This window comes from Psychrobacter sp. bablab_jr014, from assembly GCF_016464015.1.
Classification (GTDB): domain Bacteria; phylum Pseudomonadota; class Gammaproteobacteria; order Pseudomonadales; family Moraxellaceae; genus Psychrobacter.
Genome location: NZ_JACDXT010000012.1, coordinates 1 through 24,863, shown reverse-complemented (window position 1 = coordinate 24,863; position 24,863 = coordinate 1). Strand labels below are relative to the sequence as shown.

Genomic DNA, 24,863 nt, shown 5'->3' with positions numbered 1-24,863 from the left:
TATATCCTAATTCTTAAAAAATTAATCAGATGAATTAAATATTATTTGAAAAATTTTCGATGATTTAAATATCAAATTAACTTGCAATATTAATTATTTAGTAGAAATATTTCTTACTATCAATATACTTATCTATAACAAACTTCCCATCAGGAAAGTCATTCATATCACCAAAATATTCACGTTTACCTTGAGACATTGGCTGGATACTACTATTACGGATAATTTTTACTAAAACTCTTTTATTTTCTCTAGTATGGTAAATATAATAAACATATAGAGAGCTATCTTTGTCTCTAAGCTCTCTAATGGTTAAGTAGTTGAGCTTTGGATCAACTACTTTAGTGCAGGTATCAGAGGAAAATAACCAGTTAACTTTATCCATTCCTATACCATATTTCGTTAGATCCTTCTCTATAGTAGACCATGTGATAACAGATTTTCTTCGATTACATATCTCATCAAACCCGTAAATGGTATCGAACTCTAACTGCACATTTTGATTTTTTACTATTGCAGATGCTGTCGGAACTTCGGACAAAGGCTTGGCACTTACACAGCTGATAGCGCTGGCAGCTAACATTACAGGCAAGAGTACCATTTTACATAAAGCATTAATTACCAAACGCATGATAGTCATCCTCTAAATTGTCATTCGTGTCAGTCTCTGAATCAAACTCAACTGTGTTACTGTCATCAGTCTCCTCAGGAGCACAGCATTCTTCGTTTTTGTGATCATGGTTACTGTTGTCAATTTCATTTTCTATCATTAGTAGCTTTTCAGCATCCTCATGACCAATGATAATGACTTCAATCTGGTCTTGTTCAGTTCCATATATTCTAGGTGTTCTACCATCCTCTGGTAATACATCTCTAAACTCAGTCCCCTTAGTATGGTTAATAATTTTGTACTCTCTACCTACCGTTAAAACATCCTCTTCTAGCAGTTGGCTAAAATCGAAGCGGCGACTAAACAACCCAGACTTTGGTAGCGATACCATTGGTGCATTCACTTTCATCCCCGCCACCAAACTCTTCTTCACCGCCTTAACCTTAATCTCCCCTGGGCAGACCAGCTTCACCCCACTATCATCGATCGTGATGGACGCCCCGCCCTTGGTTTGTAGCTTGATGCGCTTTGGACTTGCCAGATTCACCTGTCCTGCCTCACTGCCAACGGTCATCGCCGCTTGACTGTGCAGTTGCAGCTCACCACCTTGTGCCTGTATCGCTACGGCTTTGGTGTTGGCACTCATATGCCAGCCTGACTTATCTGCTTGTCCACCTACCCCTGATAGTGAGCTGATGCTATCGGCAGCGATACGGCTATTGCCTGCAATCATGTCCGATTGCGTACTGCCAGACTGGCGGATGATGGTATGGGCATTGGTTAGAGTATTGCTCGCTGCGCTATAGATACTGTCACGACTGACCATCAGCACATCGGCGGCGCCCATGACTTCGGTGTTTAGACGCTCATCCATGATTTGCGCGGCAGTCTTAAAGAGCTCAGTTTCGCTGGTGGCGGCTTGTAGGGCGCTTGGGTCTTGTAGATGTGCTTGTTTGGCCTCTTGGTAGGTGGTGGACAGTTCGGTGCTGATTTTAAGCTGCTGCTGTCCTGCATCATTGACCCATGCCGACTCGTGCTCGGTCTGACTGTGACGAATGCCAAAGGTGGATAAGAGGACGCCTTGCTGTGCTGTGAGGTGTAAGCTGTTGTCGGTGACGACTTTAAAGCCTTGTCCGCTGTCTGCTGATTGGTGGTTGCTAAAGCGATGACGCAAGGCGCCAAGCTCAATACTGTGCTGCTGCGGGCTGTAGCTGGCAATGCTACTCTTGTTTGGGTCTGCGGCATTAGCGCGCGCCTCGGTGTTGACGCTCCACTGGATACCCAGACGGTTTGGGGTGTCGTCAAAGCCCAGCCACGTTTCTGTAGCAGCACTGAGTCCGTATTGGGCGATGCCAGATACCCAGCCACTATGTCCGTCATCATCATCAATCTGTGAGTGTCCAAGACCTGCGCCATGCCATCTTGGAGAGACGCCGCCTTGGGTGTTGTGACGGTGCGCGGGGTTTATACTGCTTACGGTGATGTCACGCTCGTCATTGTCCCCCATACCGATACCGTCGTACAGTGCGCGCTGGATAATGGGGCTGTCGGTATCACCGTACCAGTGGTTCAGTAAGACGGGCTGTCCCTCACGGGCAGCAAATTGCCAGCCATGACTGCTGCCTGAAGACAGTTGCAGTTGGCGCAGTGGCGGTGTGCGTCCTGCGTCGTGTTCGCTGATACCTGAATAGGCAGGGGTGGTGATGCTTTGGTGTAGACCGTCTGTGGTGATGGGTGCTTGGTAGCTGGGGTCAACGCTCTGCCCTGTGCGTGCTTGGGTGAGTCCTTGATAGTGACGATGGGCAAAGGCTTGAAGACTGGGATAAGGGACGTAAGAGATAGTATCATTGAGCAGCTTTGCCGATACCCAGATGCCGCTATGACGCGCACTTTGATAGGCGTGCTTGGGTATGGGCTGGTGTTGCGTGACGCTATCGATCCAAGCTTCAATCATACTTTGGTGCTGGTAGGCGACACTGTCGTCATCAGGCTCGATACCGAGGATTTGTGCGCGCAGACAGTAGCCTGAGAGGGTATTGCACATGTAGGGCATCTGTACGCTGACGTGTTGACCAACAGCCATTTCCCGCAGTCCGCCACTAATGTAATGCGCTTCTCGATGCGCTTTGTTGGCAGAGACCCACTGTGTAGCAAGGGCGGTCGCCATGGCATCATTCATCACTCGTGATGGGGTCGCCAGTAAGGTAATAGACGTGCCGTCATTTAATTCACCATCATCACTAGCGCTGCCTTCAAAGACGGTATCCGCTGCCAGTCCATCAGCACGTACGGTGACTTGCTGAGCCCCCAATCGCTTGGCGATGTATTGCATGTCCTCTAGCGTGTCTTGTCCTGATTGTACAGACGCATGACCGTAGGTATAGACCAAGCCCTGTTCATCACTGCCCACGGTGTTGCTAATGCGCCAATAGCCGAGCGTGTCCACATCAGGGGCAGCGACCCAATAAAACATCAATCCCAAATCTGCAAACAAGCCTGTTAAAAACTCCCAGTCGCTCATATTAAGCTGAGTGCGTAGTGGATAGGATTGGTGCAATATATCTATAGCAGCAAGCGCGTCATCGACTTGCCACGTAAAGCCATAACCACTTAATACGCTGGTTGCGATGTCTAGACACGACTGGTCATAAAAGCTGCGCGTGTGCACCGATTGGGTGAGTAGCCACTCAGGCGACACAATAGACAGCTGATAAAAATGCAGCGCACCATCTGAGTATTGATAATGCACGCCGCGTACGATACCCGTACGCGTCACGGGGGTGTAAGCCGCTGCCCGCGTGGACAAACACACCTGACTGCCGACAATTGATAAACAATCTATCCTATCTAAAAACTCGTAACTGAACACAAGTATGTCTATCGATTGATGCGCATTCACCGCATGCGTGCTGATAAACGCAACGGGGGCAAACACATCAGCGGCAAGCGTATCGTGCTTGATATCAAGGTAATGCAGCTTGGTATCTTTGAGTAACATAAGAAAAGTGTCCTGATGACTTATCATCAAGTGGACGATATGATAAGCGAGACTAAAAAGAAGGGTTTTCAGAATTATAGGAATTGTTGGAATATTGTCAAGTAATGAGAAAATATTTTTTAATTAGTAAAGAATTTTTGTTTATAAAAATGACTTTTATAAATGATGGCTTTATATCCTGTTTACTTATAAAAAAGGCTTAACGGTATCAACAGTAGCAAGCGCGTAAACCGATATGATAATAAATACCATCGCCCTACTACTCATAAAAAAACCGCCAATAATTTTCAACTTATTGGCGATTCTTGCTACCTAACTGTTTTTACTTATTCAAATATGTAAAATTACTGCGCGCTCGTATTTTCCGTGTCGTTCAAACTGTTATTTTGCATATCAATGTCACCGCTGTCGCCTGCAGTTAGGCTAATGCCGTTGCCTTCGCTCATGGCCGAGTCGTAAACGGTAAATTCAATACGGCGATTGCGGAAGCGTCCTTGCTCTGTGGCATTATCAGCCACAGGATCGGTCTCACCCATGCCTTTGGTCATCAGACGGCTGGCATCGGCACCTTGGGCGACCATGTAGTCCTTAACCGCTTGTGCGCGCTTTTCTGACAGCTGCATATTGTAGCTTGCTGAGGCTTGTTTATCGGTATGCCCGATAATCATCAGACTCATGGTGGGTACTTGCTGCATTAAGGCCACCGCACGGTCAAGTAGCGGTTTGTTGGCATCAGGAATCTCGGCTTTATCGACTTCAAAGTTAATCACCTGCATGCTCAGCGCGCGCGCTACGTCAAGGGGATTGGGTGGCTCGCTCAGATTATCCAGCGCATTACCACTGGCATCAATACTCTCGGCGACTGCGGTATCTACATCAAGCGGCGGCGCGGCGATGATACGCATCGCTGGAGCAACAGACTGAACGTCAGCCAGCATTTTTTCCAATGCTGCTTGGTCGGGTGCGTTGATGGTAATGGTATCGCCTTCGATGAGCATACTGGCATTGGGTACGCTTTTGATAATGGGCAAGACAGAGGTGAGCTGCTCTATCGCTGGCATGTCCATCGCATAATAATCATCCACGTCTGCTTGGCATTTATTAACATCATCGCTAAATACACGGCTTACTGCATTGATAATCTGCGATTGTAAGGCAGCATCTCCCACATTGATACGGCAAGCATACAAGCTGCTGTTTGTGCCTGTGGCAATACGTAGTGAGGCAGGTGCAGGACTGGCCATAGCAGCGGATGTATCGTTTGTATTCGCCGTATTATCCGTCCCGTTTGAAGCCACCTCAGCACTTTGTTCATCTTGCATTGGCATACCGACAGGCTCAGGATCGGTCTGACACCCCTTTAACAATGCCCACGCCAAAGCACTTAAAATAATCAAACCCACAATCGGCAATAGCGCCTTCATAAAACTGCCTTCTTTGGCGTTGTCGTTGCCAACTGGTGTCGCGGCAACAGGCTCGGCATCGTGTACAGTAGCAACGGTTGCTGCGGGCAACAAAGCACTGGCCCATAGCGGAATGTGCGGCTCATAGCGGCTGTGGTTGTTGTGCAAAAATTCAGGTAAAGGCGTCGCACCTGCTAAGCTGTGCAGCTCGTGATACGCCAAAGGCGCAGCCGCTGTAATAAGCGCACGGGTCTCATCTTTTTCTAAGTGGTGATGACTTGCCAGCTCAGCGGTAAGTTGTTCTTTTTGGGCGTCATCCGTCCAAACCTTGCTTAACAACGAGCCATCATCAGCAGCAATATTGTCACGGGCGAGATTGTTGTAGGTGCCCTCATTTGCCAAACGCGCTGCAAAAATGGCATAAAATGCCTCAAGCATATTGGCGTGTTCATGAGTATGAATGTCGTCATGGATGACCGCAGGGGTCACGGTACGGGTTAAATGACTGATAATGTCCATCAAAAATTCTCCTTAAAATAATAGCGTCAACCTATCCTTGCACACAATGCCGTACGTCTCTTTTACGATAGCCAACAGTTTTACGGCAGCTCATAGTGGTCATTGTCATTTTGCTTTTATTTGTCGTGACCACAGCGCTTTTAAAGTGTGGTGTCCACATGATAAATACGTGGCGGCTAGAATGCGAAAATTCTTATTATAAGGCTGAGCAATAGAATACGTCAGTACATGGGTGTTGTATAAATGCTGTTGTTTGTTAATAAGGCAAAACGTGCCGTGATAGAGTTTACTGGCTTTGCTATCACGGCACTTAGAGCCTATTTACTGCGCGGTGTTGTTAATGGTGACAGGATCGACACGGAAGCTGCTGTTTGCTAAATCATCGACTTCTTCTGGCGACAAATTGCCCGAATTGTTGTTTTGGTTTTGCGGGGTGACAGGTTGGCTGCTTTGCTGCGGCATATTGATGCCTGTGGTATTGCTTTGCGGTGCGCCACTATTTACGGTTGGTGTTTGCTGGTTTTGCTGCGGCACATTAGTCATCATATTATTACTGGTGGTAATGGGCGCGCTGGCATTGGGCATGTTGTTGCTTGGCATGGTGTTATAACTGGCGTTATTATAAGTCTCATCATACGTGTTCGGTGGTGGCGCGACGGCAGCAGTCGGTGCGACAGGCGTAATGGTCGCAGCAGGCCATAAGGTTTGCACATTGCCTGTTAGCTGTTGCAGCTGCACATTGTCAGGCGCTTCGATAGAGACATTACCATTTTGAATGGTTAAGCGCGAAAACGGTGTGTTACGCATGACGTTAAACACTTCTGGCAAGGTCGAGGCATTGATGTTCTCAAGCTCGGTAGCAAAGCCTTCTTGTACAGTCACATTACACAGATTGGACTGGGTACTAAAACTGCTGGTCACTGCCTGCATGAGACGCTCTTGTAAATTGGTATCGCCTACAGTCGCGGTACAGCTGTATAGATTACCCGCGTCGTCGACACTGACCATGACTTCAGCAGGCGTCAAATCAACAGGTTCAGCAGGGGGCGGCGGCGCAGGCTTAGCGGCAACGACAGGTGCGGCCACTTCTTCAGGCGCATCGTTATACACAAACGCCCACAGCAAACCAAGTGCAATAAGTGCCGCAGCGAGCAGCCCTAAGCGTATCATCAAGTCACTACGCTGGTTACGCTCACGTACAGCAGCGCGCGCTTCAGAGCCTCGGTGAGCCAGCGGGCTGGCGTGGATGGCGCTGCTCACCACTTCATCAGCGATGGGCGTGTCCTTATCCACAATCACAGGAACATCGGGGTTATTCATCGCCTGCCCTGTTGGTACGGTGGCATTAGGTAAGGGCTGGTTGTCATACACATAGGCGGTCGGTGCGCGTGTTGGGTCTTGATTGACTACCGCTACCGTCGGTGCGAGGACGCTGGCGCTCCATGCGGGCAAATAAGCTCGAACATTGGCGGTCTCAGGCTCTAGATAAGTAGGTAAATGCACGTCTTGGGCTTGACTTTTTAACTCTTGATAGCCCAAATGCGCAGCGCTGATGAGCAGTTGCGCGGTGCTCTTGGCATCGACATGATGCGCTTCAGCCAGTTCTTGAATTAATAATGCGCGCTGGTCTGGCTGTTGCCACAATTGCTCAAACAAAATCGGTGCGCCACTGGCAGCTGCAGTATCAGCGAGCAGCTGCGCATGAATCTCAGGCTGCGCCAAACGGGTGATTAAAATAGCGTAAAACTGCTCCAATACATCGGTCTGCGCCTTAGTCGCAGTCGTGCCTAAGATGGCGGGCGTGACCGTTTGATTGAGTCGATCGATGAGGCTCATAAGGCGTCCTTAACCAATACTGGTGTAATCCTTGCAGTACGCTGTAATATCCGCGCCAATCTTGGCAGCAGGGCGACCGCTGGGTAGTGATTGTGATTGTTATTCTTACGCTGTCTTCGCTTTTGTGATAAGTAAGCGCGTTGTTAATGTCTTATAGTAATCTATTTCAAACCCGCTTCATGACGGTTAATTTGTATGGGTATGTAAAGGATACAGGATATCAACTGAGGCTAACGACAAAAATAACTAAGATAATTGTTCGCTACTATCAAGCACAAAGCTGTGTCGTCAATGATAATAAACAGGGTCTGTAGCGGGCGCTGATTTATGGACTAAGGACATCTCTTTTGTTAAATCACACCACACTTATCATTATTATTACCGTGATTGTCAGCATCGCCGCTTGGCAAAACAAAACCTTACTCAATCGTTTGATTTTCTACCCGCCAGCGGTGACGCGCGGGCAATGGGATCGCTTTGTCACGCATGGCTTTATTCATGCCGATAGTATGCATTTGTTGTTTAATATGTTTACGCTGTACTTTTTTGGTCGCGTGATTGAAGGACTGTACCGTCCCTTTGTTTTTGGCTACGGTTTTGTGCTGTTTTATGTACTCGCTATTGTGGCCGCGATGATTCCAAGCTACATTAAAAACAAAGACAACGCCAGCTATCTGAGCCTTGGCGCGTCAGGCGGTGTCTCCGCGGTCTTGTTTGCATTTATCTTAATTGCACCGTGGGAGAGCATTTATCTGTTTGCCATTCTGCCAATTCCTGCGATTGTATTTGCGGTGGCGTATGTGGCGTATAGCATTTATGCCGATAAACGCGGCGGCTCGCGTATCAATCACATGGCACATTTGTGGGGCGGCGCGTTCGGTGTGGTGGCGACCATTATTTTGCGTCCGCAGATTTTGCCGCACTTTTTTGCTTCTTTATTAAATCCGTTTGGCTAGGGCGTTGTGCGTTCTCAATACTTTTGATGACTTATAATTTTAGATGACTGATAATTTATGATTGTAGATGTGATTGGCGATATTCATGGCAATGCGCACAAGCTGATAGGCTTACTTAAGCAGCTCGGCTATGTACACAATGGTACGTATTTTGCGCCGCCAAGCGGACATCGGGCACTGTTTATTGGTGATTTGATTGACCGCGGATCAGCGCAGCTTGCGACCCTTGAAGTTGTGTTTGCGATGATAGACGCAGGCGTCGCTGATGCTGTCATGGGCAACCATGAATACAATGCCTTAGCCTTTGCCACGCCGCATCCTGAGGATAGCACGCGCTATCTGCGCTCGCACTCGGATGCGCATATTCGCCAGCACGAGGCATTTTTAAACGAAGCGCCCATTGGCTCTTGGGAGCATCATTATTGGTTGGCGCGCCTGTATGAATTGCCGCTATGGCTTGAGACCGAATACGGCTGCTTTGTCCATGCCTGCTGGGATATGCGCAGTATGGCGGTGCTACAGCCACTCTTAACCGCAAAAAACACCTTGACCTATCAAGCGCTGGTCGCGACCTCCGAGGAAGATTCGCCTGAATACGATGCCCTTGAACGGGTGCTCAAAGGTGTCGAAGCGCCACTACCTGATGGCATCACGATGGTCGATAAAGAAGGCACGGCGCGTAAACGTGTGCGTGTGCGCTGGTGGCTCGATGATTTACACGCGCGCAGCATCCACGAGATTGCGCGGGCACCCAAACATGAGCTGGCGCAAATTCCAGCGGATGCGATGGCGTGTAATATTGATTTTGCGCTGCATACTGACAAGCCTGTGTTCGTCGGGCATTACTGGCTGACGGGTGCGCCTGTGCCACTCAGCAGCCAAGTGATTTGTACTGACTATTCTGCCGCAGCGGACAGCGGTTATTTGACCTGCTATCAGCTGGATACCGAGGCGCCACTGCCGCTACATGCTGATAATTTTATTCAGCATGACCACGGGCAAACTTGACTTTACGGCATAGGTAAAACTTTTGTATGATGGTCTATTTTTAGGATATTGCCTCATGAGTACAGCCGCCGCACAACCTGCCCCTATCCCTTCTCCAGATGGTCAAGCCAAAGTCGGCATCATCATGGGTTCACAGTCCGATTGGGCGACCATGAGCGCCGCCGCTCAGCTGCTGGCAGATTTTGGCATTGCTTTTGAATGCGAAGTGGTCTCGGCCCACCGCACGCCTGATCGCTTGTTTGAGTATGCCAAAAGCGCCAAAGGCAACGGCTTACAAATCATCATCGCGGGCGCAGGTGGCGCCGCGCATCTGCCAGGTATGTGCGCCAGCCAAACGCCGCTACCTGTCCTCGGTGTGCCTGTAAAGTCATCTATGCTAAGTGGTTGGGACAGCCTATTGTCCATCGTACAGATGCCAAAAGGTGTGGCGGTCGGTACGCTGGCTATCGGTACGGCGGGCGCATATAACGCGGCGCTGCTTGCCATTCAAATGCTCGCGCTTCATGATGACGACATCGCTGCCAAGCTTGACACCATGCGTCAAACACAAACCGAAACCATTTTAGCCAGCCCAACCCCTGGCATTATTAACCCTTAATAGCTTGCAGCCATTCTTGACTTGCTATTTGTTTTTAGATAGGTTTTACTAAGGTGTGGCAACTTTATCAATGAGTGTCACGACCTAACTAAAAAAAGGTGCATACGCTGCACCTTTTTCTGTTTTTTAGCATCCCCGCTTGCTAAAACCCATATTTTTATGATGATGACTTTTACCACAGTACAACTAACTTTATTTACCATACGTTATTGAACAAAAGGGCAATCATGACCTCCAACGCTTATCCAACCACCCAAACCATTCATACCATCGGGATTTTAGGCGGTGGTCAGCTCGGTATGATGCTGGCGCAAGCCGCTTTGCCGCTCGGTTATCGCTGTGTGTTTTTAGAAGACAATACCGACTGCCCCGCCAGCCTTTACGGTGCGGTCTATAGCAGCGAGCAGCTTGATGATTTTATCAGCGCCGCCGATGTGTTTACCCTTGAGTTTGAAAACACCCCGACCGATACGGTACAAAAGCTCTCAGCCTTGTCCAAACAAGGGCAGAAAAAAGGCATGTTTCCGCCGCCCATCGCCCTTGAAGTGGCGCAAGACCGCTTAAAAGAAAAGCAGATGTTTAATGATTTAGACATCGCTACCGTGCCGTTTGAATCGGTCAGCAGTAAAGCAGAATTAGACGCTGCCTGCCAAAAATTGGGCTTACCGATTGTGCTCAAAACCAGCCGCGGCGGTTATGATGGCAAAGGTCAATACGTCATCAAAGAGACCAGCGACATTACCCCAGCATGGCAAGCGCTCAAAGACGCAGTCAGCGGCAAAGGCAGCCTAACTCAGACGCCCGCGCCCTTGATTGCCGAAGGTTTTATTCACTTTAGCCGCGAAGTGTCTATCATCGCTGCCCGTGCTCAAGATGGACAGATTCGCTGCTACGACTTGGTCGAAAACCATCATCACCAAGGTATCCTTGCTAAGACGAACGCGCCTGCGGTAGGCACGAGCCAGCTGTTTGGTCAAGCAAAGCAAGCCATTACCACCATCATGAACCATCTAGACTACGTGGGCGTGATGGCGCTAGAACTGTTCGTCAGTAAAGACGCGCGCGGACACGACCGCCTACTTGCCAACGAAATCGCCCCACGGGTGCACAATTCAGGACACTGGAGCATCGAAGGCGCGGTGACCAGCCAATTTGAAAACCATATCCGCGCGGTGGTTGATTTGCCGCTCGGCGATACCGACAATGTACACCCTTCGATTATGGTCAATGTGCTGGGCGAATACCCAAGCATCAGTGACGTGCTCAGTATCGACGGCGCGCACTACCACAGCTACCACAAATCTGAGCGCGCTGAACGTAAAATCGCGCACATCACCTTGATGCCCAATGACGTGACCGACCTAGAAACGGCACTTGGTCAGCTGGTCAACATACTACCGAACAAAGTCGGTCTCGATAAAAAACAAAGCGAGAGCAAAAAATAATGCGCGTCTGGGTCGATGCCGATGCCGTACCTGCGATTGCTAAAGCGCTATTAATTAAAACCGCCGAGCGCACGCAAGTTGAAACCATCTTTGTCGCCAATCAAGCCATCAAACTGCGTAAATCGCCCATCATCGCCATGCACGTCGTTCCGCAGGGCTTCGACAAGGCAGATGATTACATCGCTGAGCATGTCGAGCCTAAAGACTTGGTGATTACCAATGACATCCCGCTTGCCAATGACGTCATTGAAAAAGGCGGGCAGGTACTGACCACGCACGGCGTTGTCTATGACGTGCGCAACATCAAGCAAAAGCTGAACATGCGCGATTTTATGGACACCATGCGCGGCACAGGCGTGCTAGAGCTTGGTGAGATGAGTACGCAAAAGCCTTACGGCGAGCGTGACAAAAAAGCCTTTGCCGATGGCTTAAACCGTTTGGTGCGACCTTAACGCAGTTAACGCAGTCTCGCTATTTGGTATAACACAACCGCTGTCGATAGATGGCGGTTTTTTGTTTTTATGCTGCTTATCAAGATATAAGAAACAGCATGTTTGCAAATCCACTACATAATATATCGAACCGTTAAAGCGCGCCTACACATCATCACTGTATAAACGGCATGCGCTTGTTACGCTATAGGTCGATTTTAAGAACATCAACTTATACACAATAAAAAGGAAACGATTATGAATATTTTAGTCATTGGTGCAAGTGGACGCGTGGGTCAGAAACTGACCGAGCAGCTATTGGACGCGGGACATAAAGTGACGGGTACCGCGCGCGATAAAGACACGCTGTTTGATAATAACAACTACACCCAGCTGGATTTGGATTTATCCGCGAGCAATGAAGAGATTGAAGCACAGATTACTGAAGACTTTGATGCGGTTTATTTTACCGCAGGCTCGGGCGGCAAGGACGTGTTGGCAGTTGATTTGCATGGCGCAGTCAAAACCATGCAGGTGGCAGAAGTCAAAGGGATCTCACGCTATATCATGCTAAGCGCGGTCTATTCGCTTGATACTTCAAAATGGGATGCGCCATCGGTACAAGCCTTGTCCGATTATTACATCGCCAAGCATTACGCGGATGACTTCTTGATTCACCGTACCAACTTGGACTACACCATCGTGCAGCCTGGTTCGTTAACCGAAGACGCGCCAACGCATCAGATTGATATTAACAGTGATGAAGCGGGCAGCAACACCATTAGCGATGTGGCAGAAACATTGGCAGGCGTACTGACTGCTGAAAACACCTATAAGCAAGTGTTCGCCATGCAAAATGGCAAAACACCGATTAAGCAAGCGATTGGTATTGTCTAATCAACCATAAAAGCAAAGTAAGCATTACGCCAGACCGCTTGGAAAACTGATGACAGCTTGTAAGCTTTTTGCGCTTGCAAGCACCATCAGCAAGCGGTCAATCCCTACCGCAATACCGCTACAAGGCGGCAAATCATCGCACGCAGCGAGTAAGTGCGTATCTATTGGCATGACAGGCAGGTCGTGCTGCACCCGCAGCAAATTATCGCGCTCAAAACGCTGACGCAACGCCTCACCATCTGCTAGCTCATCATAAGCATTGGCAATCTCAATACCGTTAATGTACAGCTCAAAACGCTTGGCAACCGTATTGCCATCGGCGTCCTTTGCCGTTTTTGCGAGGGCTGCCGTTGCAGGCGGATAGTCGATGATTAACGTCGGCATATCATGACCAAGATGCGGCTCAATGGCGTGACTGAATAATAAATCCAGCCAGCTTTGGCGCACGTCCTCACTGTCCATCCCCGATTGATTAAAATCAAACCCCGTCAGTCCCAAATTTTTGGCGCAGTTTTCTAGCGCTTGTACGCTTGCGGTCAGTGGGTGAATCTGCAAGGTGTCCATAAACGCATCAATATAACGATAACGCTGAACGCTAACGGCGCGACCGTATAGCGTACTCAACAGCGCGGTCAGCTCATCCGCCAGCGCGTCCAAATCATACTGCGGGCGATACCACTCAAGCATGGTAAATTCGATATTGTGGCGCGAGCCGATTTCATTATTACGAAACACAGGGCAAATCTGATACATGGGCACGCGCCAGCTGGCGAGCAGCCGCTTCATCGCAAACTCAGGCGAGGTGTGCAAATAATAGGTCTGCGGCTTGTCTTGATACGTCACCGCCGCGCCCACCGATTGCAAAAACGTATCGGTATTGCCCGCGTTGGATAGTAGCGGCGTTTGCACCTCTAGCACATCCCGCGCCGCAAAAAACTGGCGTATCTGCGCCATCATCGCCGCACGTTTTTGCGCCATTGCCAGCGATTGTGTGGGCGCATAGCTGGGCATAGTATCGGCATCGGCGTTTTGATTTTTGCTATTTTGGGTGTCGGTTGCGGTCATGGGCAGTGTCTTTTTATCACGGGCAATAAACAAAGGTTATCAAAGGTTTAAATGTATTGGGTTTGAATAAGCGTCTTAGGACGCCATAAACGCCCACTCACGGCGTAGCGGATAGTTACGGCGCAAGCCATCGAAGTCTTTTCCCTGCACCTGCCCTTCTGTCACCACTGCCCGTAAGGCGACATCGTCTTGCATGATGTCATAAAACTCAGGCAGCAGCTGTGGCGCATCTTTTAGCGCTGCCCAGTGGTACGGATTGGCGGGCAACAGCGGCTCGATACTTTGCACAATCGGCAAGCCAAGCGTCTGACACAGCGCGTCATATATCATCTGCGTACCGCGCAGTTTTCCTTCCAGCGTATAGCCTGCGATATGCATAGTGGCGATGCTGAGCGCGTCCAGCGTCTCGGCGGCAATGCTTGGCTCATGCTCGAACACGTCGAGCACCACTTGGCGCTTAGTCTTAGCAATGTTTGTGAGCAAGTCCGCCTCAGCAATCACAGGACCACGGGCGCTGTTAATCAGCAACGTATCTTTGGGCATCTTTGCCAGCGCTTTGGCATCAATCAGATGCTCGGTCGGATAGTCGCTTTGCTGCGCGCTCGTCAATGGCACATGCAAGCTGATAATACTGCTGCTTTGTAGCACCTCATCGAGCGTGCTGTTATTGACATCAGATGCGGGCAATAACGGGTCGTAACCCAAGACCTGCCAGCCCAAATCTTTGGCATATAAGGCAAGCGTACTACCGATATTACCCAGCCCGATGATGCCGAGTGTCGGCGCGCTATGCCAATATTCAGGGCGCAAGGTAAAGGCTGCCGTCAGCACATATTGCGCCACTGAATGCTTGCTACAGCCTGCGGCATTGGCAAAGGCGATACCACGCGCTTTTAGATACGCTTGGTCGATATGGTCGGTGCCGATGGTCGCTGAGCCGACAAAGCGCACGCTGTTATTATTCGCCAAAAGCGCTTCATTGACAGGCGTGACCGAGCGCACCAGCAGCACATCAGGCTGGGTAGTTGCCAAAAAATCGGCGGTAATCTCACGCCCTGCACAGGTAACAATCTCCACGCTCTCTGCCGCGCCTGCAAGATTATGCGCATTAAAAAAATCATTGAGACTGGCAATATTGCTGTCGGCAACGATGGTCAGCGTGTGGGGCTTTTGCGTGTTGGTGTTAGCAGCGAGGGTATCAGACATGGTTGGCTTCTTGTTATAAGTATTTGGATAATGAATGGCGCAAAACGTGAAAAAGGCACAACACGGTGCCTTTTGACGATTGACAGTCTGCTGTGGTTAACACGCCATATTTGATTTGGCTGGTTTATAACGCCATGATAGCGAATTTATTTTTTGTCTGCATTATCTTCTCGCCCTTCCTCGGTAGTGGCATAGCTGGCAGCAGGAAAGAGTGCCGCACTGGCATGCGCGTCTGCTTCCGTTTGCGCGGCGAATAAATCGCTTTTGTGCTGCGATATCCATTCGCGCCATACGGCAAGCGCAATCGCGAGCACCACAGGCCCAATAAATAAACCCACAAAACCAAACGCCGTTAAGCCGCCCAGCACCCCAATAAAGATAATGATAAACGGAATCTTGGTCGCGCCACTAATCACAATCGGACGAATCAAATTGTCCACCCAACTGATGACTAAAATGCCCCACAGCGCCAGCCCCAGACCTTCTGTGGTCTGTCCTTGACTGAGCAGCCAAATAGACACCCCTGCCCACGCAAATGGTGTACCAAAGGGAATCAGCGCGACCACAAAGGTCACAAGTGTCAATAAAATGGGATTGGGCGCACCAGAAAAATAGTAGCCAATGCCTGCGAGCAGTGCTTGCGCCAGCGCCGTCAAACCAATACCGTATACCACCGCACGGGTGGTCGTACCCACCGAATCAATATAGCCATCAATACGATTGCCAATAATATTGCGCAGCGCTTGGCGAACTTGACGGATAAGACTGGTGCCATCACGGTAAAAGAAAAACAGCGTCATCAGTGCCATACCTGCTTTGGCAAGGCCACTAAATGCCACATCAAAGGCCACTTTTCCGTAATACAGATGCGACTGTACCCATGCGCGAAACGCCTCAAGCGCGCCTTCTGGGTCTTTATTGATGCTCCACAACACATCTTTGATTTGCTGACCGACGACTGGCAGATTTTTAAAATATTCAGGTACGTCTAGATAGCCGACTTTGACGCGATAAATCAAATTGCTGTACAGACTGAGCGCTTCTTGCTGCAAAATAAAGAGACCGATGACTAAGGGCACACCAATAGATAGCGAGACAATCACCGTCATGATGCCTGCACTAAAATCTTGACTTAGATGTACTTTTTGATAAAAGAAGGTATAAATAGGAAAGGTAACGTACGCCAAAATGGCCGCCCAAATGGCAGGCACGATAAAAAAGCGCACCACCTGAAAACACAGAATAAACAGCACAACCAATAACGTAATCGCAAGCAGACGCTGAATAACAAATTCTTTGGTCCAGTTTTCAATCATAGCGTACCAACCAGATACTGACAGCAAAAGCCCATGTGCCTTTGCTTACTTTAAAAAAATACCGCACCGCAAGCGACATTAAAGCTTGTTTGTCCTAAACAAGGCTCAGCTGACGCCGCATAGTCAAGCCACTTATTATGCAATAAGCCAAGATAAATATATAATGCTATGTTGTAACTTTTACTTACAATTTTGCGTACGTCATTTATCATGGGCGTGACTCACCCTAAAATAGAGCGCGTTCTACAAAAGCAAACACATAAGTAAGAATAATGGGCAAAAAAACACAGCGTGCCCGTGACCTTAATAATTGATGATATACTAAACGCACGAATTTACATTTTAAATACATAGTACTAGGCAATACTGCCGACACCTCGCTGTCATAAACCTATTTATACGGTGATAACACGATGACTTGTGTCATCTGACGCCGCTTTGTGATAGTTTTGGAATAATTTTTACACAACAATGCGCCATGGCGATTGCCTGCGTGCGCATATACTCGATGTTGATGATATTTGATAGGAACAATAACAATGGCAAAAGACCCCGAGACCGTAAGCCCAGCAACGCCTAGTAGCGTGACCTTTGCGTTGGCGCAAGCGCATTTTTTGGTCGGTGATATCAGTGCCAATACTGAAAAGATGCGCGATTTGGCGCTAAAAGCACGTGAGCAAGGCGCGGATGTGATTGTGTTTCCTGAGCTGGCGCTTTTAGGTTACCCTCCCCAAGACTTACTGCTGCGTCCGAGCTTATCAGGCCGCGTCAAAAGTGCGCTTGCCTCTTTAAGCGACATTGACGATATCGTGATGATTGTCGGTTACCCGCACGTTGACCATCATGGCACGTTTAACTCAGCGGCGATTTTGTACAACGGTCAGCAAAAAGGTTTTTATCATAAGCAGTCACTGCCCAACTATGGCGTGTTCGATGAGCGTCGTTACTTTGATAAAGGGCGCAACCAAGTCTTGTTCGACTATAAAGGCATTACGATTGGTTTGCTGATTTGCGAAGATTTATGGCTAGAAGAACCCATCAAAGCGCTTAAAGAACAAGGCGCGGATATGGTGGTCAGCCTCAACGCCTCACCGTTTGAAACAGACAAACAAGAAGCGCGTAAAGCCGTATTGGCCAAACGCAGTCGCGAGCATCAACTGCCGATTGTGTATGTCAACTCGGTCGGCGGCCAAGACGACTTGGTGTTTGATGGTGGCTCACTGGTAGTACAGGCAGATGGCAGCATCGCGCACGAAGCACCGCGTTTTTTAAATCATTTACTGCTTGCCCGCCTTGATGTTAAGGCGCATCAGTTTGATACGCAAGTTAAAGCGCCGTTATCACTAAGTACCGAATCAGAGATGTACCAAGCGCTCGTCGTCGGTCTGCGTGATTATGTCAACCATTCAGGCTTTAAAGGCGTGATTGTTGGCCTCTCAGGGGGTATTGATTCGGCATTGACCTTATGCGTCGCCGTTGATGCACTTGGTGCCGACAAGGTGTATGCCGTCATGATGCCTTATGAGTACACCTCACAAATCAGCCTAGAAGACGCCCAAGCGCAAGCGCGCCGCCTCAATGTCTCATATACCGTGTGCCCGATTTTTGATGCGGTCGAAGGCATTCGTCATACGCTCGCGCCGCTGTTTAGCGAATCGCCAGCCGATACAACCGAAGAGAACATTCAAGCGCGTGCGCGCGGTGTAATTTTGATGGCCTTGTCTAATAAATTTGGTCACTTGGTCATCACCACAGGCAACAAATCTGAATTGGCGGTCGGCTACTCAACGCTATACGGCGATATGGCGGGCGGCTTTGACGTCTTAAAAGACGTGTACAAAACGCAAGTGTATGCCCTAGCCAACTATCGCAATCGCCTAGAAGACACGCCTGTGATTCCTGAGCGCGTCATCACCCGTCCACCATCAGCCGAGCTGCGTCCTGACCAAAAAGACCAAGACAGCTTGCCTGATTACGACGTATTGGACGGTATCTTGAGCTTGTATATTGATGAAGATTCAAGCTACCAAGACATCGTTGATAAAGGCTTTGATGCTGAGATGGTCGCCAAAACCATCAAGATGGTCGATAACAACGAATACAAACGCTTGCAATCGCCTATTGGCACCAAAATCAGCCATCGCGCCTTTGGTCGTGAGCGTCGTTATCCCCTCGTTAATAAGTGGTCTATCAAAGGCTAACAGTCAATCAGCAGCGGGTTTGCGCATCATAGCCGCTGCTTGATTATCGGTATAATAAACACAAAGCTGGGGGATGCCTCAGCTTTTTTTGGTGTAGGTGTCTTTCTGTCAATTGGGGTATAATAGGCGCCTTATTCTTCTTTCTCTATACCAACGCAGCGTGTGCTCGCCATGCCCTGCGTCCCTTTTTCTGTATCTGTCTTTTTAATGTATGTCAATGCGCTTACGATAATTAACGGACGTTTATGACGGCCCTACTTCTATAGCAACACGTTTCTGTCATTGTTGATATCTGTGCTGCATTGTCCTGCACTCTATGGTCACTATTGCCATGCGCCGTTATCAAGGCCGCATGTTGATAACGTTTCTTTCACTTATCAACCCCTACTTTATCTTTTCTTGAGTATCTCATGAGCCTGCTAACTGCCAGTCTGTTTATCTTTCTTCTTATCGCCTTAAGTGCCCTTGTTTCCAGCTCCGAGCTGGCGCTTGCCTCCTCGCGCAAGATTAAGCTACAAGTGATGGCTAAAGAAGGCGATGTACGCGCCTTAGACGTGCTAAAGATGCAGGAGTACCCAGGCAGCTTTATTACGGTGGTGCAGGTTGCGCTAAATGCGATTGCAATTTTGGCAGGGGCCATCGGTGAGTCGGCCATCAGTCCTTATTTGCAGCAGCTTTTGGGGCATGAGGCGCTCTCATCCATCGTGTCTTTTGCCATTGTGACCAGCTTGTTTGTGCTGTTTGCCGACTTGATGCCCAAACGCGTGGGCATGTCCAATTCAGAACCCATTGCGGTCAAAGTCGTGCGCCCAATGATTTTTCTGATTTTTATATTAAAACCCTTGATTTGGGTGTTCGATGGCGCGGCCAATTTGATTTTTAAAATACTGGGCATTTCAACCGTGCGCCAAGATGACATGACCTCTGAGGACATTTATGCGGTGATGGACGCAGGCGCAGAGGCAGGCATATTAAAGCAGCAAGAGCATCATTTGATTGAGAATATCTTTGAGATGCAAGAACGTACCGTCACCTCCGTCATGAACCCACGCGAGCATATTGTTTATTTTGATACGCACGTCAGCGCCGATGAAGTGGTCGAGGTGATGATTCGCCAGCCGCACAATAAGTTTTTGGTGTGTAATGATGACGATCTTGAACAGATTATCGGTTATGTGGAATCGCGTAGCTTTTTGGCGGCGGTGCTTGAGAAACAACAAGTCGGCGTCACAGACAAGTCACTATTAAAGCCTGCGCTGTTTATTCCCGATACCTTGTCGCTGTTTGAGGTATTAGAGACCTTTAAATCGACAGGGGCAGATTTTGCCGTTATTGTGAATGAATATGCACTGGTGGTTGGGGTGATTACGCTCAAAGACGTGATGAGCATTGTGATGGGTGAGCTGGTGACTTTAGAGGATCAGCTGATTGTACAGCGTACGGACAACTCATGGCTGATTGATGGCATGACACCGATTGAAGATGTGGTGCGCGCCCTTGGCATTGTGGATCTGCCGCACAGTCAAAATTATGAAACCATCAGCGGCTTTATGATGTTTATGCTGCGCAAAATCCCCAAAAAGACCGACACCATTGAGCACGCCAATTATCGGTTTGAGATTTTGGCCACCAACCATTTAAAAATCAATCAATTGCTGGTGACCAAATTTGAGGACGTTGACTAACGCACGTTCCTAATCACGGGCACCAAAAATCGCGCTGCCGACCCGCACCATGGTCGAGCCATGCGCGATTGCTGCTGCCATATCGCCACTCATACCCATGCTCAGCGTATCCCAGTTTGTCAGCTCATGATGACGCGCTTGTATCTCATTAAATAGCACTTGCGTACGCACAAAAGCGTCCGTACTGTCGGTCGCTGGGATAATCATCAAGCCGCGCAAAGTTAAGCGCTCATAATCCTTTATCAAAGTAACCAGCTCAGGCAACGCTTCAGGTGTGCAGCCTGATTTGCTGTCTTCATCATCAATATTGACCTGTATCAACACTTGCAGCGGTGGCAGCGCATCTGGGCGCTGCTCGTTTAACCGCTTGGCGATAATGTCACGCTCCAGCGTTTGCACCCAATCAAAATGCTCAGCAATATCGCGGGTCTTATTGCGCTGAATGTGACCGATGTAGTGCCACGTTATCACGCCTTTTGCCTTTAAATCTTGTAATGCCGTTATTTTCTCTAAAGCCTCTTGTAGGTAGTTTTCCCCAAAATCACGCTGCCCTGCGACTGCCAGCTCACGTATCATCTCGCTTGGTTTGGTTTTAGAGACCGCAAGCAATGTCACAGGCTGCGACACTTGATGTTGCGCTTCGGCCTGTTTCATTGACGCTAAGGTCTGTTGCCAGCGCTTTATTAAAGATGTGCTCATTACGCCTCTCTTTTTCTTAAAAGTATTTAATTATCGCTTAAAAATACCATACAGTGCGATAGCACTTGCACCGCGCTTCGTTTTTGTATTTAATTCCTATCATTGATAGTCGAATTGTACAGGTTTTGTTATTATATAGACACAAACACAGCACTCAAATTTTGTTACGACTGCATGAATGACTTATGATGTATAAGTCACTGTCAGTCGTTTAAGCTCAAGTTATTTAGGCTCAAAGGAATGTTTAATCATGTCTGAAAAAAGCACGTTAAGTATCGAAGATTTGCTGCGCTTTACGGTTAAGCATAATGCCTCAGATTTACACATCTCTGCTGGGATGCCTGCGATGATTCGTGTGGACGGCGAGATGACGCGTATCAATATGCCCACCATGAGCCACAAGGTCGTGCACCAGCTGATTTACGATATCATGAATGATAAACAGCGTGCGGACTTTGAAGAATTTTTTGAGACCGACTTTTCGTTTGAGATTCCCAACCTTGCCCGTTTTCGTGTCAACGCCTTTAACCAAAACCGTGGCGCAGGCGCGGTCTTTCGTACCATTCCTTCCAAAGTCTTAACTATGGAAGACTTAGGCATGGGTGATGTGTTCAAGCGTATCTCTGAATTTAAACGTGGTGTGGTTTTGGTCACAGGTCCGACAGGCTCGGGCAAATCGACCAGCCTTGCGGCGATGATTAACTATATTAACGAAACGCGTAAAGAGCACATCTTAACCATCGAAGACCCCATTGAATTCGTCCACGAATCCAAAAAAAGCCTGATTAACCAGCGCGAAGTTCACCGTCACACCTTGGGCTTTGAACCTGCACTGCGCTCGGCACTGCGTGAAGACCCTGACGTGATTTTGGTCGGTGAGATGCGTGACCTTGAGACCATCCGCTTGGCCCTCACTGCCGCAGAAACAGGACACTTGGTCTTTGGCACACTGCACACCAGTTCGGCTGCTAAGACGATTGACCGTGTGATTGACGTATTTCCTGCTGCAGAAAAAGATATGATTCGCGCCATGCTTTCAGAATCCCTACAAGCTGTTGTCTCACAGACACTATTAAAACGCCAAACGGGCGGCCGTGTCGCTGCCCACGAAATCATGCTGGGCACGCCAGCGATTCGTAACCTGATTCGTGAAAATAAAATCGCGCAAATGTACTCCGCCATTCAGACGGGTGCAGGTGACGGTATGATTACCCTTGATCAAACCCTAAAAAATCTGGTCGCAAAAGGCACCATCAGTAAAGACTCGGCACGTCCTTACGCCAAGCAGCCTGATGCCTTTTTATAATAGTAAAAACAAGCAAGACCCATAGCTGATTAACGATGAACCGTGAACCACTAAGACAGCGACGGATATAAAAAAGATGACTCCATCGCCAGTAGGACAGCAAGCACAGAAGTAAGACGCTTTAAAGACAGATAGGGATATAGGTAGGTGCGTTATGGAATTTGATAAGCTATTGCAACTGATGATTAAAAAGAACGGCTCTGATTTATTTATCACTGCCGATGTCGCGCCTTCTATGAAGGTCAACGGGCAGATTTTGCCTGTTGGTAAAGTGCCCTTGAGCGCTGATCAGAGCATGGCACTGGTCAAAAGCATCATGACCAAAGATCAACGTAAAGAATTTGAAACCACCAATGAGTGCCAATTTGCCATCTCAGACCGCGCGCAAACGGCGCGTTTTCGCGTCAGTGCCTTTATGCAGCGCGATATGGCGGGCATGATTCTGCGTAAAATTGAAAATAAAATCCCAACAGTAGAAGAGCTGCGTTTGCCACCCATCCTAAAAGAGTTGGCAATGAAAAAGCGCGGCATCATTTTGTTGGTCGGCGCGACAGGTACAGGTAAATCCACCACCCTCGCCTCAATGATTGGTTATCGCAATCAACACTCACACGGTCATATCATTACCATCGAAGACCCGATTGAATTTGTACACAAACATAAAGGCTGCATCGTTACCCAGCGCGAAGTAGGCATTGATACCTTATCGTTTGAAGCAGGACTAAAAAATACCCTACGCCAAGCGCCAGATGTGATTTTGATTGGTGAGATTCGTAACCGTGAAGTCATGAGTTACGCCATTCAATATGCTGAGACAGGCCATTTGGTGTTTGCAACCTTGCACGCTAACAATGCCAACCAAGCGATTGACCGTATCATTCACTTTTTTGAAGCCGACCGCCACAGCCAGCTGTTTATGGACTTGTCCTTAAACTTACAGGCTGTGATTGCGCAGCAATTAATTCCGACGCCAGATGGCAAGAGCCGCCGCGCTGCTATTGAAATTTTGCTCAACTCGCAGCTGATTGGTGACTATATCCGTAAAGGTGAGGTACATGAGATTAAGGCGGTCATGACGCGCTCACGCGATAGCGGCATGCAGACCTTTGACCAAGCATTGTTTGATTTATACGAAAACGGCGAAATTACGTATCAAGATGCCATTACTCATGCTGACTCGCCCAATGATTTGCGCTTGCAGATTAAGCTTAATAGTAAGCATAAAGAAGGCAATTTGGACGAAGGCGCAGACCGTTTGTCTTTAGACATCAGCTGATATTGTAGTTTTAATCTTATTTTTATAAAAAAACAGCGCCCAAAGACGCTGTTTTTTTGTGTGCTGTTTAAAAATACTGTCACGCGTTATTTGGCGCTATCACGGCACGCTTGATTGTTACAAATGCCATAAAGCACCAATGAATGACCTGAGAGTTTAAAACCATACTCGGCCGCCACTTTCAGCTGCTCTTCTTCGATGATGTCGTTATGAAATTCGATAATTTTGCCGCACACATCACACACCAAGTGGTCATGATGCTCATCTTGAGTGATCTCAAAGACCGATAGATTGTTCTCAAAATTATGGCGCTCAACGATACCTGCTTGCTCAAACTGAGTCAACACGCGATATACGGTCGCCAAGCCCACATCCTCGCCTTGGTCAATCAGTGATTTATACACTTCTTCAGCGCTCATATGATGGTTTTCAGCCTGCTCAAGCAGCTCTAAAATCTTGATACGCGGCAAGGTTACTTTTAAACCTGCTTTTCTTAAATCTTGGTTGGTAAAAGCCATAATATCCCTTACGACAGTAAACGTCTGATAACGTTAGGTGAATAAAAATATGATTTGATTATGATTATTGCCAGCAGGTCATTCTTTAGAATTAAATACCTGCTGATAAATACTAGGATAAATCATAACGTATATTAACGGTGCTGTGGTAAAAATGTGGTAAATGGTAGGCAATAGGCAGTAAATAACGTATCATCTGTCAGTGATTCTCAGTAAGACGGACACTGACGTCCGACTGTACCATTTTCATTTTTTGTGAGTCTTATCATGCAAATGCCATTTACGTTACGTCCCACCTACCGCACTGTTCGACATCTTGCGCTCACCGCTGCTTTGAGTGCGACCGTTACCTTATCTGGCTGTTCACTGCTCAGCGTGTATAAGATTGACCTGCCACAAGGCACACCCATCACGCAGACTCAAGCCAATAAACTGCGCGTGGGTATGAATCAAAATCAGGTACTCTATATCTTAGGCAGCCCCGCCATCAAAGACACCCTTGCGCCCAATCGCTGGGATTACATTTATGATTACCGTGCGGGCACCGAAGGCAAACGCTCGGGCAAAGCTGATATCCTCAATGCCAGCCAGCATCTGTCTGTCTATTTTGATGCCAATGGTATCGTCACGCGTATCGATGGCCTTGAGACGTTGCCACAATAAATGACCGCAGCTGTATAACGCCCTACATTACATTAAGCTCGATTGCACCAGTCCAAAATCAGACTGGTGCCTATCATTCATCATTTTAGGGCGTGTCCCTATTTTAAAAATGGTGATAAAAATGAGATAAATTAAAGGCAAACAAGGAAAATAGCGCAGGTAATATCAAGATATTGGCCAGCTATTTGACACCGTTTGCCAAAGATTTAGCCATTTTTAGCCCATTT

20 protein-coding genes are annotated in these 24,863 nt (G+C 48.2%); 11 read left to right on the top strand and 9 right to left on the bottom strand.

Annotation, left to right across the window (positions count from 1 at the left end; translation table 11 throughout):
* Positions 1-97: 97 nt before the first annotated feature.
* The 4 genes from JIE71_RS03470 to JIE71_RS03455 form a co-directional block, all read right to left on the bottom strand.
* Positions 98-631, bottom strand: a complete 534-nt coding sequence (locus JIE71_RS03470; protein ID WP_199507343.1) for a hypothetical protein — start codon at positions 629-631, stop codon at positions 98-100.
* Positions 615-3,608, bottom strand: a complete 2,994-nt coding sequence (locus JIE71_RS03465) for a contractile injection system protein, VgrG/Pvc8 family (RefSeq protein WP_199507342.1) — start codon at positions 3,606-3,608, stop codon at positions 615-617. Before JIE71_RS03465 ends, JIE71_RS03470 begins: the two co-directional genes overlap by 17 nt.
* A 344-nt stretch (positions 3,609-3,952) precedes the next feature.
* The gene (locus tag JIE71_RS03460; protein ID WP_199507424.1) at positions 3,953-5,530 is read right to left on the bottom strand and encodes an OmpA family protein; all 1,578 of its coding nucleotides are present in this window, start codon (positions 5,528-5,530) and stop codon (positions 3,953-3,955) included.
* Between the two features lie 321 nt (positions 5,531-5,851).
* Positions 5,852-7,366 carry a hypothetical protein gene (locus JIE71_RS03455; protein WP_199507341.1) on the bottom strand — a complete coding sequence of 505 codons (1,515 nt, stop codon included), beginning with the start codon at positions 7,364-7,366 and terminating at the stop codon, positions 5,852-5,854.
* 347 nt (positions 7,367-7,713) lie between these two features.
* On the opposite strand from JIE71_RS03455, the gene JIE71_RS03450 reads away from it, so the two are divergent.
* The 6 genes from JIE71_RS03450 (at position 7,714) to JIE71_RS03425 (ending at position 12,701) form a co-directional block, all read left to right on the top strand.
* Positions 7,714-8,322, top strand: coding sequence for a rhomboid family intramembrane serine protease (locus JIE71_RS03450; RefSeq protein ID WP_199507340.1), 609 nt, complete (start codon positions 7,714-7,716; stop codon positions 8,320-8,322).
* 57 nt (positions 8,323-8,379) lie between these two features.
* Positions 8,380-9,330: a metallophosphoesterase gene (locus JIE71_RS03445; protein ID WP_199507339.1), complete on the top strand. Its 951-nt coding sequence runs from the start codon at positions 8,380-8,382 to the stop codon at positions 9,328-9,330.
* Between the two features lie 55 nt (positions 9,331-9,385).
* On the top strand, positions 9,386-9,928 hold the full coding sequence (purE, locus tag JIE71_RS03440; protein ID WP_199507338.1) for a 5-(carboxyamino)imidazole ribonucleotide mutase: 543 nt from the start codon (positions 9,386-9,388) through the stop codon (positions 9,926-9,928).
* 227 nt (positions 9,929-10,155) lie between these two features.
* The gene (locus tag JIE71_RS03435; protein ID WP_206767389.1) at positions 10,156-11,373 is read left to right on the top strand and encodes a 5-(carboxyamino)imidazole ribonucleotide synthase; all 1,218 of its coding nucleotides are present in this window, start codon (positions 10,156-10,158) and stop codon (positions 11,371-11,373) included.
* Positions 11,373-11,825 (top strand): YaiI/YqxD family protein, encoded by a 453-nt coding sequence (locus JIE71_RS03430; RefSeq protein ID WP_199507337.1) that lies wholly within the window; start codon positions 11,373-11,375, stop codon positions 11,823-11,825. The genes JIE71_RS03435 and JIE71_RS03430 overlap by 1 nt, the downstream gene beginning before the upstream one ends.
* A 237-nt stretch (positions 11,826-12,062) precedes the next feature.
* The gene (locus JIE71_RS03425) at positions 12,063-12,701 is read left to right on the top strand and encodes an NAD(P)-binding oxidoreductase (protein WP_199507336.1); all 639 of its coding nucleotides are present in this window, start codon (positions 12,063-12,065) and stop codon (positions 12,699-12,701) included.
* Between the two features lie 24 nt (positions 12,702-12,725).
* Here the strand turns inward: JIE71_RS03425 and epmA are convergent, their stop codons facing one another.
* From epmA to JIE71_RS03410, 3 genes are all read right to left on the bottom strand, one after another.
* Entirely contained in the window at positions 12,726-13,766 is a 1,041-nt protein-coding gene (epmA, locus tag JIE71_RS03420) for an EF-P lysine aminoacylase EpmA (protein ID WP_416232003.1), read from the bottom strand.
* Between the two features lie 75 nt (positions 13,767-13,841).
* Positions 13,842-14,972, bottom strand: coding sequence for a 4-phosphoerythronate dehydrogenase (locus JIE71_RS03415; RefSeq protein ID WP_199507335.1), 1,131 nt, complete (start codon positions 14,970-14,972; stop codon positions 13,842-13,844).
* Positions 14,973-15,118: 146 nt separating this feature from the next.
* Positions 15,119-16,288: an AI-2E family transporter gene (locus tag JIE71_RS03410; protein ID WP_199507334.1), complete on the bottom strand. Its 1,170-nt coding sequence runs from the start codon at positions 16,286-16,288 to the stop codon at positions 15,119-15,121.
* Between the two features lie 539 nt (positions 16,289-16,827).
* Between JIE71_RS03410 and JIE71_RS03405 the strand changes: the two genes are divergently transcribed.
* Positions 16,828-18,489 carry an NAD+ synthase gene (locus JIE71_RS03405; RefSeq protein ID WP_199507333.1) on the top strand — a complete coding sequence of 554 codons (1,662 nt, stop codon included), beginning with the start codon at positions 16,828-16,830 and terminating at the stop codon, positions 18,487-18,489.
* A 410-nt stretch (positions 18,490-18,899) separates the two neighbouring features.
* Positions 18,900-20,174 (top strand): hemolysin family protein, encoded by a 1,275-nt coding sequence (locus tag JIE71_RS03400; protein WP_199507332.1) that lies wholly within the window; start codon positions 18,900-18,902, stop codon positions 20,172-20,174.
* A gap of 9 nt (positions 20,175-20,183) precedes the next feature.
* Here the strand turns inward: JIE71_RS03400 and JIE71_RS03395 are convergent, their stop codons facing one another.
* The gene (locus JIE71_RS03395) at positions 20,184-20,873 is read right to left on the bottom strand and encodes a YggS family pyridoxal phosphate-dependent enzyme (protein ID WP_199507331.1); all 690 of its coding nucleotides are present in this window, start codon (positions 20,871-20,873) and stop codon (positions 20,184-20,186) included.
* A gap of 250 nt (positions 20,874-21,123) precedes the next feature.
* On the opposite strand from JIE71_RS03395, the gene JIE71_RS03390 reads away from it, so the two are divergent.
* Together JIE71_RS03390 and JIE71_RS03385 are read left to right on the top strand one after the other, a co-directional pair.
* Complete coding sequence (locus JIE71_RS03390) at positions 21,124-22,179, top strand: type IV pilus twitching motility protein PilT (protein WP_199507330.1); 1,056 nt, start codon at positions 21,124-21,126, stop codon at positions 22,177-22,179.
* 154 nt (positions 22,180-22,333) lie between these two features.
* Positions 22,334-23,455 carry a PilT/PilU family type 4a pilus ATPase gene (locus JIE71_RS03385; RefSeq protein ID WP_199507329.1) on the top strand — a complete coding sequence of 374 codons (1,122 nt, stop codon included), beginning with the start codon at positions 22,334-22,336 and terminating at the stop codon, positions 23,453-23,455.
* Between the two features lie 86 nt (positions 23,456-23,541).
* Here the strand turns inward: JIE71_RS03385 and fur are convergent, their stop codons facing one another.
* Positions 23,542-23,973 (bottom strand): ferric iron uptake transcriptional regulator, encoded by a 432-nt coding sequence (gene fur, locus JIE71_RS03380; protein WP_199507328.1) that lies wholly within the window; start codon positions 23,971-23,973, stop codon positions 23,542-23,544.
* A gap of 273 nt (positions 23,974-24,246) precedes the next feature.
* Between fur and JIE71_RS03375 the strand changes: the two genes are divergently transcribed.
* Positions 24,247-24,636, top strand: a complete 390-nt coding sequence (locus tag JIE71_RS03375) for an outer membrane protein assembly factor BamE (RefSeq protein WP_228284532.1) — start codon at positions 24,247-24,249, stop codon at positions 24,634-24,636.
* The last annotated feature ends 227 nt before the right edge of the window (positions 24,637-24,863 follow it).